10 protein-coding genes and 1 pseudogene are annotated in these 13,072 nt (G+C 67.2%); 4 read left to right on the forward strand and 7 right to left on the reverse strand.

Features of this window, described 5'->3' with window-relative positions:
* Nucleotides 1–17: 17 nt before the first annotated feature.
* Both ACTMO_RS0115875 and ACTMO_RS21260 read right to left on the reverse strand, forming a co-directional pair.
* Nucleotides 18–446, reverse strand: coding sequence for a roadblock/LC7 domain-containing protein (locus ACTMO_RS0115875; protein WP_017973097.1), 429 nt, complete (start codon nucleotides 444–446; stop codon nucleotides 18–20).
* Nucleotides 443–3,979 (reverse strand): sensor histidine kinase, encoded by a 3,537-nt coding sequence (locus ACTMO_RS21260; protein WP_051099094.1) that lies wholly within the window; start codon nucleotides 3,977–3,979, stop codon nucleotides 443–445. Before ACTMO_RS21260 ends, ACTMO_RS0115875 begins: the two co-directional genes overlap by 4 nt.
* Before the next feature lie 571 nt (nucleotides 3,980–4,550).
* Between ACTMO_RS21260 and ACTMO_RS0115885 the strand changes: the two genes are divergently transcribed.
* The 4 genes from ACTMO_RS0115885 (at nucleotide 4,551) to ACTMO_RS21265 (ending at nucleotide 8,275) form a co-directional block, all read left to right on the forward strand.
* Nucleotides 4,551–5,573 (forward strand): ABC transporter substrate-binding protein, encoded by a 1,023-nt coding sequence (locus tag ACTMO_RS0115885; RefSeq protein ID WP_245556210.1) that lies wholly within the window; start codon nucleotides 4,551–4,553, stop codon nucleotides 5,571–5,573.
* A 169-nt stretch (nucleotides 5,574–5,742) separates the two neighbouring features.
* Nucleotides 5,743–6,507, forward strand: a complete 765-nt coding sequence (locus ACTMO_RS0115890; protein ID WP_019855675.1) for an ABC transporter permease — start codon at nucleotides 5,743–5,745, stop codon at nucleotides 6,505–6,507.
* Entirely contained in the window at nucleotides 6,504–7,319 is an 816-nt protein-coding gene (locus ACTMO_RS0115895; RefSeq protein WP_019855676.1) for an ABC transporter permease, read from the forward strand. Before ACTMO_RS0115890 ends, ACTMO_RS0115895 begins: the two co-directional genes overlap by 4 nt.
* Before the next feature lie 47 nt (nucleotides 7,320–7,366).
* Nucleotides 7,367–8,275, forward strand: a complete 909-nt coding sequence (locus ACTMO_RS21265; protein ID WP_019855677.1) for an ATP-binding cassette domain-containing protein — start codon at nucleotides 7,367–7,369, stop codon at nucleotides 8,273–8,275.
* Nucleotides 8,276–8,306: 31 nt separating this feature from the next.
* On the opposite strand, the gene ACTMO_RS0115905 is transcribed toward ACTMO_RS21265, so the two are convergent.
* The 5 genes and pseudogenes from ACTMO_RS0115905 to ACTMO_RS22530 all read right to left on the reverse strand — a co-directional run bounded on the left by ACTMO_RS0115905 (nucleotide 8,307) and on the right by ACTMO_RS22530 (nucleotide 12,541).
* Complete coding sequence (locus tag ACTMO_RS0115905; protein ID WP_157062917.1) at nucleotides 8,307–9,029, reverse strand: LppU/SCO3897 family protein; 723 nt, start codon at nucleotides 9,027–9,029, stop codon at nucleotides 8,307–8,309.
* A gap of 261 nt (nucleotides 9,030–9,290) precedes the next feature.
* Entirely contained in the window at nucleotides 9,291–10,034 is a 744-nt protein-coding gene (locus ACTMO_RS0115910; protein WP_019855679.1) for an LppU/SCO3897 family protein, read from the reverse strand.
* Between the two features lie 402 nt (nucleotides 10,035–10,436).
* Complete coding sequence (locus ACTMO_RS22520) at nucleotides 10,437–10,829, reverse strand: Imm1 family immunity protein (RefSeq protein ID WP_245556211.1); 393 nt, start codon at nucleotides 10,827–10,829, stop codon at nucleotides 10,437–10,439.
* A complete protein-coding gene (locus tag ACTMO_RS24200; RefSeq protein WP_425394325.1) occupies nucleotides 10,826–11,248 on the reverse strand; it encodes a DddA-like double-stranded DNA deaminase toxin in 423 nt (140 codons plus the stop codon). The genes ACTMO_RS22520 and ACTMO_RS24200 overlap by 4 nt, the downstream gene beginning before the upstream one ends.
* Before the next feature lie 217 nt (nucleotides 11,249–11,465).
* Nucleotides 11,466–12,541 (reverse strand): annotated as a pseudogene (locus tag ACTMO_RS22530) (IS630 family transposase).
* Between the last annotated feature and the right edge of the window lie 531 nt (nucleotides 12,542–13,072).

Genomic DNA, 13,072 nt, shown 5'->3' on the forward strand with positions numbered 1-13,072 from the left:
GTCAGCCGAGGCTGATCTCATCGACCCATACCCTGCAACTGAGCCCGCAGCTCGGGGGTGAGCTGGCGCCCCACCCGCTCGACCAGCAGGGTCATCTCGTAGGCGACCAAGCCGATGTCGGCGTTCGGGGCCGCCAACACGGCAAGGCAAGAACCGTCACTGATCGACATCAGGAACAGGTACCCCTGCTCCATCTCGACGACCGTCTGGGTGACGTCACCGGCCTCGAAGCACCGCGCGGCACCCTGGGTGAGGCTGACCAGCCCGGAGGCGACGGCCGAAAGCTGCTCCGCACGATCACGCGGCAGGCCCTGCGAGCCTGCGAGCAGCAGACCGTCCGCGGATACCACGACCGAGTGTGCTACGCCGGGCACCCGACGTACGAAGTCGGTAATCAGCCAACTGAAGCTGTTGCTGCTCATGGGTTGCTGGACGGACCCGGTCACTCCTGCTCCTCGGGACGGCTCGGAATCGAGCGGGACTGTTCTGTCGAATCGGATTCGACTTTGGCGTGCCTACCACGCCGAACACCTTGCTGAAAGTTGGACATTCTGCCACGGACAGCGGAAGCCGACCTGGGCACCGTCGGCCTGTTCGGCAGCGGAGTGTGCTGCTGGTTGGCCGATCCCGGAACCAGGTTGGACTTCGGCTTGCGTTTGGGCAGACCCGCAGCGGTGTGCTCCTGCTCCTGTTCGGTTCGTTGTGCGAGGGCCTCGGCAGCCTGCCAGCCCTCGTCCCCGGCGCCCCAACCGGGGTCGATCCCGGCCTGACGCGCGTCGGCCTCCCGGTTGCGCTGCTCCCGGTTGGCAGCCCTGCGACCGGAGAACGCCTGGAACGCGTTGCCCGGCGCCCCCGCCGCGGTGGCTCCCGGACTCGTCGCCCCGGCGGGAGCGGCGCTCCCCCGGTCGGAAACGGCGTCGGTCTCGGCGCCACCGCCGTACGGGGCGGAGCCGTTGCCGGACGGTGTGCCGACGAGGTCGTGGCCGTTCGGCTGGGCCGCGCCGACCCCGCCCGTCTGGCGGGCCCGGTCGTCACCCGAGGACCCGTCCGCACCTGCCCCGCGTCCGGCGAAGACGTCGTTGCTCGGCCAGCCGACGGCGTCGTCGACGAGTTCGGAGTCGGGCGGAAGGTCCGTGGTGCCCTCGAAGGCGGAACTCTCCGGCGGGGGATCCTGGGGATCCTCCTCCCGGAACCACTGCGAGAGCACCGCCTCGTAGATGGGCAGCCGCTCCGTCGGCGTGTCGTCCGCCTCCGGGCCACCACCCGGAGGGGGACCGCTTCCCAGCGGGGGACGTTCCTCGGTGGGGGCGGCCGCGGTGACCGGCTCCTCGGGGCGTGCCCGGGGGACGGACTCCGGGAACTCCGGTTCCGGCGCCGGCCACGCGAGGTGCTCGGTCTTGTCCTCCTCGAAGGGGCTTTGGAACAGGTCGCCGGGGCCGTCCAGGCCGGGCGGCGGCCCGCACTGCCCCAGGTTCTCGCCGGTCCCGGCCGGGGCCTCGTGCCCGGAGGTCTCCTCCGGACCGGGCCAGTCCACGGTGGACCAGCCCGTGTCCGGTCCGCTCCGCTCGGCGGCGCTCGGCGTGGCCGGTGCCGCCGGGGCGGGGTCCTCGTCCCAGCCGGGGATCTCACCGGGTATCTCGGTGGCCCCGTAGGCCTGTCCGGAGGACACCTGGACCGAGTAGTTCGGGGGTTGTGCGCCGGGCGCCTCCGGCCGCTCGGACGAGGCCGCGGGTTCCCGCTCGGATGCTCTCGCCTCGCTGTGCGGCTCCTCGGCGACCGGGGCGGGTCCGCTCTCCAGCACACCACCGAAGCCCTCGGCGTCGCCGGGCAGCTGGTTCCGTTCCCCGCCGGAGGAGCCGAAGGCGGCGGCCAGCCCGGAGTGGGCTCCGGTGTCGCCCACGGGGTCGCGGTGCTGCTCACCGACCGGGACGTCGGGCATCGGCATCGGCCCGTTCGGGGTGATCTGCACGATCAGCTCCCCGGGGATCCGTACCGTGGCGGTGGCCCCGCCTTCGAGGTCGTCGTTGTTCTGCAGCTCCACCGTGACGTGGTGCCTGCGGGCGAGCTGGCCGACCACGTACAACCCCATACGGCGGGAGACGGCCACGTCGATGTCCGGCGGGCGGACCAGCCGGTCGTTGATCTCGTCGAGCTGCTCGACGTCCACGCCGACGCCGCGGTCCCGGATCTCCAGCACCAGCTCCTGCCTGCGGTAGGCGCTGCGCACGGTGACCTCGGTGTCCGGGTTGGAGTAGACGGTCGCGTTCTCCAGCAGCTCGGCGATCAGGTGCACGATGTCGTTGACCACGCGCCCCTGCATGGCCAGGTCGGGGGTCTCCCCGATCACCACGCGCGCGTACTGCTCCACCTCGGAGACCGCCGCGCCGATGACCTCGGCGAGCGGCACCGGGCGCACGGTCCGACGGGTGAGGTCGGTGCCGCCGAGGATGAGCAGGTTCTCGTTGTTGCGGCGCATCCGGGTTGCCAGGTGGTCCAGCTCGAACAGCTGACTGAGCTGGTCCGGGTCCTGTTCGTCCTGCTCCAGCCGGTCGATCAGCGACAGCTGGCGCTGCACCAGCGTCTGACTGCGCCGGGCCAGGTTGACGAACAGGTCGTTGACGTTGTTGCGCAGCAACGCCTGTTCGGAGGCCAGCCGCAGTGCCTGGGCGTGCACCGCGTCGAAGGAACGGGCCACCCGACCGATCTCCTCGGTGGTGTGCACCGGGATCGGGTCGATGCGGTTGCGGGAGGACAGGTCCGGGTTCTCCTCCTCCAGGATCGAGTCCACGGCCTCGGGCAGCCGGTGGTCGGCCACCTCCAGCGCGGAGCGGCGCAGCGTGCGCAGCGGGGCGAGCAGGGAGCGGGCCACGAACAGCGCGATCGCGAAGGCCACGATCAGCACCGACAGCACGACCACCACGGCGACGTAGGTCTGGGTGCGCGCGGCGCCGGCCAGGTTGTCGACCTTGTCCTGCAACTGCTGCCGCAGCTGGGTGCTCACCTGGTAGGTGAGGTTCACCAGCTCGGTGGAGGAGCGCATCCACTCCTGCGGGTCGATCCCCTCCAGGTCCCGTCCGTTGGCGGCGCGGACCAGGGCGGTCTCCTCCAGCGTGTGCGCCCGGTCCACGGCCAGGCCGGAGACGGTGTCCTCGTAGGTCTGGATCTGGCTGTTGTCGGCCCACTTGCGGAAGTCGTCCATCGCAGCGCGCAGCCCCGCCTCGGCGGTGAGCAGCGCGCGCTGCTCGTTGAGTCCGAAGTTCCCGCGCTCCAGGGCGGCGAGCAGCCGGGCGCGTTTGACGGACTCCTGCTCCTTGGCGTGGGCCACCGCGTTGGTGGCCAGGTACAGCTGGACGACCTCGGGGTTGTTGAGCCGGGTCACGCCCTGCTCGCCGAGGTCGAGCATGTTGTCGATGGAGGAGCTGTAGGCGCGCAGCGCGGCCGTGGCCGGGTAGGCCGTCTCGTCGGAGACGGTGCGCAGCGCCCGCACCCGGTCGAGCCTGCCCAGGGCCTCCCGGTAGGGGGTGACCACGGTCTCCCGGTTGCGCTGCTCGGCCTGTTCGACGGCGTCGCGGAAGTCGGTGATCGCCTCGTCGACGGCGCGCCGCTGTTCGACGAGCTGACTGTGGTCGCCGCCCCTGCCGGCCGCGATGTGGGCCACGGTGAGGTCACGTTCGCGTTGGAGCTCCTGGACCACCTTGGCCGCGCTGGCGTCGAGGGTGACCTGCTGTCGGATCTTCAGCAGCTGTTGGGCGCGCTGGTAGTCGGCGGCGACGCGGAAGGCTCCGAAGATGAGCGCGGCCAGGGCGGGGACGAGCAGCACCACGAGCATCTTGGTGCGCAGGCGCCAGTTGCGCATGCGCAGCCCCCCGGAGGGACGGTCCTCGACGTGGTCGTCGGCCGGACCGTCTCCGCTGCTCGCGGAGGGTGTCTGCCCCAGCACACCCTGATCGCTCGCGGTGGCGGTCTCGGCACCCGTCACGGGGTGCGAATCCGCGCCTCCCCTTTCGGTCGACCGATCGGGGCCTTTGTTTCCTCCGGCCACTCGTGGCTTCCTCATTCCGACAGTTACGGACACGTGCCGTCGCATCACTCGGATCGGCGACACCAAAACACGGGGATGTGCAGTTCAGGACCGGGGACACCCTCGCGGCATCCCGAACCCACACCCCGCAACCCGGGTCCGCGCGACTCCCGCGGGCAGCCTCAGCCTACTGACGGACACCACGATCGGAAAAGTGGGGCGCTATACGTAGCGTTATTCACACTATTGCCATTTCTCCCCCTTTCGAGGGCACTTGCAGGGCCAGACAGGCACAGTGAGCAACACCACAGATCACTGTGAAATGAAACACATTCACGTCCGATGGACACAGGACAGCGGGACACACCAGTGGAGATCGCTCGTGCATTAGCGCTACGTGAGCGAACGCAGCAAGAAAATCCACCCATTCGGGTGAGTGCGGAGTCGCTGTTGACTCTTCGTACCGGAACCGTGAAAGTAATGACCTGCCCCGATCACGTTCCACTCATCCGAAAGAGCATTGCTGACCATGGTTCGATCCGAAGTACGAGCCGGCAGACGAGCCCGCTCGCTGTTCCGGACCACGCTGGCCCTGGCCACCGGCGTCGGTCTCCTCCTTGTCTCCGGCTGCGGCCTGCTCAGCGGTTCGGAGGGCGAGTCGAACTCCGACTCGGAAACCACCACGATCAACCTCGGCACCATGCCCGCCGTGGACGTGGCCCCCCTGCACCTGGCCATGCAGAAAGGCTACTTCGAGCAGGAGGGTCTGGAGGTCAACCTCACCCAGATCGCCGGCGGAGCCCGCGGCATCCCCAAGATCGCCAGCGGCGAGCTGGACATCACCTTCGGGAACTGGGTCTCGTTCATCCGTGCTCAGCACAAGGGAACGGTGGACCTCAAGATCGTCTCCGACGCCTACCAGGCCAAGGAGGGCACCTTCCTGCTGATGCACATGCCCGACGGGCCCGTGCAGGAGATCAGCGACCTCAAGGGCAAGAGGATCGCGGTCAACACCCGCGCCAACCTCAACGAACTCACCGCGCTGACCACCCTCAAGACCCACGGGGTCAACGCCGAGGACGTCGAGTTCGTGACGATGGACTTCCCCGACATGCCCGCCGCCCTGGAGAACGGCGACGTCGCCGCCGCCTCGGTGATCGAACCCTTCATCTCCCGGGCCAACCAGCTCGGGGCCAAGACCCTGCTGGACCAGACCTCCGGGCCCACGGCCAACATGCCGATCGCCGGGTACGCCTCCACCAGCGAGTGGGTCGACAGCCACCCCGAGGCCGCGGCCAAGTTCCAGCGCGTGATGGCCAAGGCGCAGGCCGAGGCCAACGGGGACCGCAGCACGATCGAACAGCTGCTGCCCGAGTACACCAAGATCGACCCGAAGACGGCCGCGCTGGTCACCATCGGCTCCTACCCGTCCACGCTGGAGTCCAGCAGGCTCAAGAGCGTGGTGAGCCTGATGCAGAACAACGGAGAGCTCCCGCAGGAGGAGTTCGACATCGAGTCGATGCTCTTCCACGCTCCCGACGAAAACGGCTGACCCCGCATCCTTCCGGAGCCCGGCCGCCCCGTGCCCGCCGGGCTCCGGAAGGACGACGTGAGATCAGGAAACCGTGCGGCCGGGCCGCCCAGTGCGGCCCGGCCCGTTTCGCGGACCCGCGCGGACGAACCCGCCCGGGGAGCCGCCCCTTCGACCGATTCGGGACACGATGCGCAACACCGCCCGCGCCCTGACCGGGATCCTCGCCTTCCTCGCCCTCTGCGAGGCAGTGGGACGCTCCGGACTGGCCCCCCAGTACTACCTGCCTCCCCCCTCGCTCGTGCTGACCGAACTGACCCGGCTGCTCGGCCAGGGCGACTTCCTGCTCGACGTGCTCGCCACCGTGCTGTCCTGGGTGATCTCGCTGGGGATCTGCGCCCTGGTCGCGATACCGGCCGGGCTGCTGCTCGGCAGCGTCCCCCTGCTGCGCACCGCCGTGACGGCGCTCATCGAGTTCCTCCGTCCCGTGCCCTCGGTGGCACTCATCCCCCTGGTGGTGGTGATCTCGGCGGGCAGCCCCGCCGGCAAGATCTTCCTGGCCTGCTACGCCGCCGTGTGGCCGCTGCTGTTCAACACGATCTACGCGGTGGGGCAGGTGGACGAGCAGCTGCTCGAATCGGCCAGGGCCTTCCGCGTCTCCCGCGCGCAGCGCCTGCTGCGGATCAAGATCCCCCACGTGGTCCCGTTCGTGTTCACCGGACTGCGGCTGGCGGCGAGCACCGCCCTGATCGTGCTCGTCAGCGTGGAGATGCTGAACCCGAGCACCGGCGGCATCGGCAGCTTCATCTACGTGGCCAGCAGCGGAGCCGGACGCATGGACCAGGTCCTGGCCGGAACGCTGGTGGCCGGCGTGTTCGGATACCTGATCAACGCTGGCATGGCGGGAGCCCAACGCAGGTGGATCACCTGGGCACCGGCGGGAGGAACGGCATGAGCGAGGTCATCACCCCTTCGAGGACACGACGGTGGCGCGGCGGGCTGACCGCCTCCGCCTCCCAGCTGGGCGTGCTCGCCGCGTGTGTGCTGCTGTGGCAACTGGCCACCGTGGGCGTCCAGAGCCCCTTCTTCCCCACGCCGGTGCGGATCATCACCGAGATGTGGCAGCTGTGGTTCAGCGGCGGCCTCGGCACCCTCTTCCTGACCGAGGCAGCCTTCGAGGACGTCCTGCCGAGCGTCGGCAGGCTGCTGCTGGGGTGGCTGCTGGCCGCCCTGGTGGGAATCGTGCTGGGGATGCTGCTGGGGCGTTCCGGCAACGCGCTGGCCTACGTGGGGCCGCTACTGTCCTTCGCCCGTTCCATCCCGCCGCCGGCGCTGCTCCCGGTGTTCATGGTGCTGTTCAGCATCGGCTTCACCCTCCAGCTGGTCACGATCACCTTCGGCTGCCTCTGGCCCGTACTGCTCAACAGCGCCGACGGCGCCCGCTCCGTGGACCCGGTGAAGGCCGAGACGGCCCGGGCCTTCGGCATCTCCCGCGCGCACTGGTTCGTCTCGGTGGTGCTGCCCGCGGCGCTGCCCAAGATCTTCGCGGGACTGCGCATCAGTCTCTCGCTCGCGCTGATCATGATGGTGATCTCCGAACTCGTCGGAGCCAGCAACGGCCTGGGCCACGCCATGATGCTCGCGCGCGACCAGTTCGACTACGAACGGCTGTGGGCGGGGATCGTGCTGCTCGGGATCCTCGGCTACCTGCTGAACACGGCCCTGTCCGCCGTGGAACGAGGAGTGCTGCGGGCGGTGCCGCGATGACCGCAACACAGCCAACACCCGAGCCCACCCCCGACGGGAGCGAAACCATGCCGAGCATGCTGGAAGTCTCCGAGCTGACGCACACCTATCCGGGACAGCAGGCCCACACCGCCATCGGCGGGGTCTCCTTCGAGGTCACGGCCGGACAGTTGACCTGCATCGTCGGCCCCTCCGGGTGCGGGAAGTCCACCCTGCTGCGTTGCATCGCCTCGCTGGTCACCCCCACCGCCGGGCAGGTGCGCCTGCGCGGACAACCGGTTCGGGGGGTGCCCGAGGACCTGGCCGTGGTGTTCCAGGACTACGGGCGCTCGCTGTTTCCGTGGATGAGCGTGCGCGGCAACGTGGAGTTCCCGCTGCGCTCCAGGAGTGTTCCCCGGGCGCGACGTCGGGAGCTGGCGCTGAGCACCCTGGAGCGGGTGGGGCTGTCCGGGGCCGAGGACAAGTACCCGTGGCAGCTCTCCGGGGGGATGCAGCAGCGGGTGGCCATCGCGCGGGCGCTGGCCTGCGAACCCGCACTGCTGCTCATGGACGAGCCGTTCGCCTCCGTGGACGCCCAGACCCGGTTCGAGCTGGAGGACCTGCTGCTGCGGGTGCGGGCCGAACAGGACACCACGATCCTGCTGGTCACCCACGACATCGACGAGAGCGTCTACCTCGGAGACCGGGTGCTGGTGCTGTCCAAGTCCCCGGCCACGGTGCTGGCCGACGTGGCGGTGGAGCTGGGCCAGCAGCGCGACCAGATCAGCACTCGTGAGTCCGAGCTGTTCGTCCGGCTGCGCGGCGAGATCGCCCGCACCCTGCGCAACGCCCCGCAGAACCGGGGCGAGGGCGACCACGACGAGGCTGGGGAGGACGAGGAGCCCGGCGAGGTGGACTCCTCCGGCGAGGACCGCGCGGACGAACCGGCCCTCGCCGGTTCGGACTCGACCGGGTCCGAACGCGGCTCGACCGAGTGAGCGGGCGGCCGGGTCCGCCGTGGACCCGGCGCTATATCGCCGAGACCGGGGTCAGGCACAGGGTCCTGCCCGGCACGGGGTAGTCCATGTACCACTCCGTCTCCACGGGACACTGTCCGTCCGTGGTGGGCAGGACCTCGGCCACCCGCAGGTCGGCCTCGACGGCCGAACAGTCCACTTTGGTGCGGAGCTCGTCGGGGCTGCCCTCGCGCATACAGTCGTCGGCACGCACGTCCGGCATCAGACAGTAGCCCCGGCCGTCGACGGCGATGCGGCTGTAGGACTCGGAGGGACACTCCAGCGAGTCCACGGGGTTACTCCGGACCACCTCGTAGTCCGACTCGCGCGAGCCGCACGGGGCGGAACGTTGCACGAGGGAGTCCAGACTGGGTTCGACGATCTCCAGGCAGTCCGGCTCCTGCCGCTGGGGATCCTCCGTCCCCAACGCCACGAACGGGTTCTCACCCTCCGACGGGGACGCGTCGGAGGAACCGATCCGCGCTCCGAAGGCGAGCACGACCGCGATCACCGTGATCAGCACGGACGGGACCAGCACCCCGAACAGCAGCAGCGGGAACGCCCTTCCGCCGGAGGGCCCGCCGGGCTGGGCGGTTCCCTGGGGGAAGGCGGGTCCGCCGTAGTGGCCCGCGTTCATCGGGCCAGGGGGTGTCGCCCCGTAGGGGGGCTGGCCCGCTGGGGGGTTCTGCGGGGGCGGGTACTCCGGCTGGGAACCACCCGGTGGCTGCGGTGTCACGCGCTCCTCTTCCGACGCTCGTGGCTGGGACACGGGCGGGAGCACGATGCCCTCCGTGCTCCCCACGGGACTCTCGTCGGTACCGACGTGCCCGGTGACGGTGTGCGGATCCGAGATCCGTTCACACGGCTTCCAACCTAACCGATCACCCCGACACGACGCCGGGGATTTCCGGCACGGGGCCGACCGGCGGGGCGCACACACCCCGCCGCCGGGTCCGGTTCGTCCGGTGACGCACCGGGATCGCGCGGAGGACGCCGCTCACTGCCGGGTGAGCTCGGCGAAGCACAGCGTCCGCGCCGGATCGGGGTAGGTCAGGTACATCGCCCCCGGCGGGCACACCTCGGAGTCGGCCTTGTCGGCGACCTCGGTGACACGCCAGGACGCCCGGTCAGCGGAGCAGTCCACTTTGGTCATCAGGGTTTTCTCGCCCTCGAGGTCGACCACGCAGTCGCCGACCACCGCGTCCGGAACCATGCAGTAGGAGTTGTCCCCCACCAGCAGCATGTCGTAGGAGTTCTGCGGGCACTGCTGTTTCCCCTCGTGGCGCTGCACCACGTGGAAGTCCGAGTCGGCCGAGCCGCACTCCGCCTTGGCGAACTCGACCTCGTCCTTCTCCTGACGGGAGATGTCCACGCAGTCGCCCGTGGCGAGCCCGTTGCCTCCGGTGTCGGCGAAGATCTCCTGCGGATCGGGCACCGCGCCGGACTTCCACGCCTGCCATCCGAACAGGGCCCCCGCACCGAGCAGCACCACGACTCCGAGCGTGACCAACGTGGGGACCAGCTTGCCGCCCCCGCGCTTCTGCTCGGGGGCTGGGGCGTCGTCCTCGTCCGTGCGCGACTCGGCCTCGGGGTGCGAAGCGGCCTCGCCCGCCGCCTCCCGTTCCGGGGAGTCCTGCTGCCCCGGGAAGTCCTGCTCAGCCGCCGAGGACTCCTCGGTGAACCGCGGATCCCCGGTCGAGGGGTCCTCCGGCGAATCCGGTGTCTGGGGTGGAGTGCTCACGCCGTCCTCTCTCGTTGACTCACTCTTTCGGGCGAGCAACCTACTGGACGGCGTCGGAGAACGAAGCCCGTCGGCCGGGGCTTCCCGCCAAGCGTTGTACCAATGGAACCTTTCCGAAACCAGCGGTTCGCCCCGAATCCCCGTCCCCGCGTGCGCGGGGAGCACGTGTCCCGGGCCCCTCCCCGCCTGCGCGGGGAGCACGTGTCCCGATTTTGCCTGAAACCGGGCCACCACGGCCCGTCCTCGCATGCGCGGGGAGTACCTTTGTGACCTGCGATCTCAACAGCGCTTCCCGTTGTAGAAATCACTATTGTTCCGGAAACGAAGACGGTCAGTATCAGTAGCCGGGTTGCCATACAATGCAGGGGGGCAGGCTCCGGTGCGGCAGTATTCGGTGATGGCCTAGCGGGCTTGGTGCAGCGGGATCGAAGCCGAAGCGGGAAAGTCGATATCCTCGGGTCCGAAGGGCAGGAGAGGTAGCAAACAATCAGTATTATCGGGATTGTAAGAATCCACGAGGGCGCCGTCCGGCGCGTCGGGATCGACGTAGTTCAGTGCCGCCCACCCATCGAGCGGTCCCACCGACACGCGAAGACGACCCTCGTGGAACTCCAGCCCTCCGTCTTCGCGGAACGAACGACACGGACGGTCCCAGACATAGACTTCGCAGACCGGTCGAGGTGGTTCGCTCATGATAGTTCGGACGAGCTCGTTGAGCTCATCAGGGGTACGGGCGTAGTGGAAGGTATCGTGGAATACTGCGGTGACCACGGTTCCGGTGTCGAGGGTGGTCATGGTCTGACTTCTCCTCGAAGTTCGATCGGTTCACGATCTCTGGGCTCCGAAACGGCCAAGATCGAACCGCGAGGAAGAATCGCTCGCACAGAAGCGCCGCATCCTTTGGCGAGGTCACAAACCGTATTGTTCAGCACAATCACTCCGTAGGCCTGCCCGCGTTCTTTCATCCGTTGGGCGTATTTCATCTCGACATGGACTACCACTACGGGGCAACCTGGTCTCGGCATGCTGAAACGTTGAGTGGTGCAGGGTGAGCCGAGCACGCTCGGAGATCTCCTCCCGTCCACTGATTTCGGCGAGTTCGGTGCTGTCCTGGTCGTAGACGAGTCCGATGGTCTGCCCACTGGTGTAGAGCGGAAGCTGTTGCCAGACCTGGCAGACCCAGGAGCGGTTTTGGGCCTCAGTTGCGGGAACACATTTCGTCGAGGCCAACTACGCTTTCGAGATCATGAGAATCCGGGACACCAAGGACCGCCACGGCGACACGCTCTCTATGGACTATACCACGTGCACATCAGTTCGTCCGAACGATCAAACAAGACTACCTCGACGACTGATCTTCAGTCTACCAAGTCCCGCTCGGTGACACCAGGAATGTGCCATATCTCCTCCGAACGCACCTCGCCTAATTCCTTAGTCGTTAATTCGTACGCAGTATGCGGGGAGTGTGTCGAGGATGTAGTCAGCGATCTTTGTCCAGATGAGGGGCTTGGGATTGGCGTTCCATTCGTTGGTCCACTTGCGGACGTCAGCTTCGAGTTCGGTGACGCTGCGGTGGGCTGAGCGGCGGAGTTTTCGGTTGGTCAGTTCGACGAACCAGCGTTCGACCAGGTTCAACTAGGAACTGTTGATTGGGGTGAAGTGTGGATGAAACCGGGGATCGCGGATCAGCCATTCTTTGACTTTGGAAGTCTTGTGTGTGGAGTAATTGTCCAAGACTAAGTGCAGGTCAAGGTCGTTCGGGACCGCATCGTCGATGCGCTTGAGGAAACGCAGGAACTCCTGGTGACGGTGCCAGCGATAGTGCTGGGCGATGACCGAGCCGCTGCCCACGTTGAAGGCAGCGAACAGGCTGGTGGTGCCGTGGCGAACGTAGTCGTGGGTCTGCCGTACCGGCGTGGTGGGTATGATCGGCAGGTTCGGGGCTGTGCGATCGATCGCCTGGATCTGACTTTTCTCATCGACTGCGAGAACTATCGCGTTCTCAGGCGGGGTTATGTAGAGGTCAACGACGTCACGAACCTTGTCGACGAACTAGCGGATTCTTCGACAGTTTCCATGTCTCGATCACGTGCGGCTTGAGCCCGAAAGCACGCCATATCCGGGAAATCGCCGACTGCGACATCCCCATCGCTGCGGCCATCTACCGGATCGACCAGTGCCTATCCTCGCCTGGTGTTTCCTCCAGTGTCTTGGTAATCACCGCGTCGACTGTATCGTCAGTGATCGTGCGAGGCCGACCGTGACATCGCTCGTCCGACAGGCCTTCCAGCCTGCTCGCCAGAAATCGGGAACGCCACTTCGACACCATGTCCCTCGACACCCCAAGACCCACCGCAACCGCGCCAATCGTGCCACCTTCGGCACACCGCAACACAATCCGCGACCGACCGCAGCGCCTGCGCCGTCTTCCGTCGTCGACTCCACGAAGTCAGCATCTGCCGCTCGTCAACGGACAGGACCACCGGCGCAACCTTCGGGCTCGGCATCAACCAACCCTACCAACTAACGTCGAACTACTGCCCCACGACACTAGAGGTAGAGAGTGGCTTGGATAGCCTCGCTAGCCGGGGGCCACTGTCCAGTATTAAATCCTTCCCACAATTCTATATCCGGGTGTGCTGGTGGTGTTGGGCGCCCCAGTTCGTCGAACAAAGGTTCTGTCTTCACCAAACGTATACCAGGATAACACTCATGGAAGAAGCTCATTCGCAAATGAGTCTCGGGCCAATTTCCGACGAGTTCACTCCGGAACGCGTACATACCTGGCACTAGGGGGTGCGGTTGGCCGTCATGCGAGTCCTTCCAGTAGGAATCCAGAGCGGCGAATCGTTGACGTTGATATTCGACGTAAGTATCGACTTCATCCGGTTGCCGTTGCACCGGCCAACACTGTTGAGTAATATCGATCGAATTCGGCGCCACGAGAGTTTCCAGATGACCAGTACGGGTGTCCAAACGGAGCAACTCTACAGATTGGTTGTTTCGTTGTGAAGCGCGGGGAGCACGGCGCAACGCTA

The sequence above is a fragment of the Actinopolyspora mortivallis DSM 44261 genome (assembly GCF_000384035.1).
In the GTDB taxonomy this organism is placed as follows: domain Bacteria; phylum Actinomycetota; class Actinomycetes; order Mycobacteriales; family Pseudonocardiaceae; genus Actinopolyspora; species Actinopolyspora mortivallis.

Excerpts from the sequence above, each read along its gene's own strand:
- ACTMO_RS0115885 (WP_245556210.1), top strand. The coding sequence starts at position 4,551 with ATGGTTCGATCCGAAGTACGAGCCGGCAGACGAGCCCGCTCGCTGTTC.
- ACTMO_RS22520 (WP_245556211.1), bottom strand. The coding sequence starts at position 10,829 with ATGACCACCCTCGACACCGGAACCGTGGTCACCGCAGTATTCCACGAT.
- ACTMO_RS0115895 (WP_019855676.1), top strand. The coding sequence starts at position 6,504 with ATGAGCGAGGTCATCACCCCTTCGAGGACACGACGGTGGCGCGGCGGG.
- ACTMO_RS0115890 (WP_019855675.1), top strand. The coding sequence starts at position 5,743 with ATGCGCAACACCGCCCGCGCCCTGACCGGGATCCTCGCCTTCCTCGCC.
- ACTMO_RS21265 (WP_019855677.1), top strand. The coding sequence starts at position 7,367 with ATGCCGAGCATGCTGGAAGTCTCCGAGCTGACGCACACCTATCCGGGA.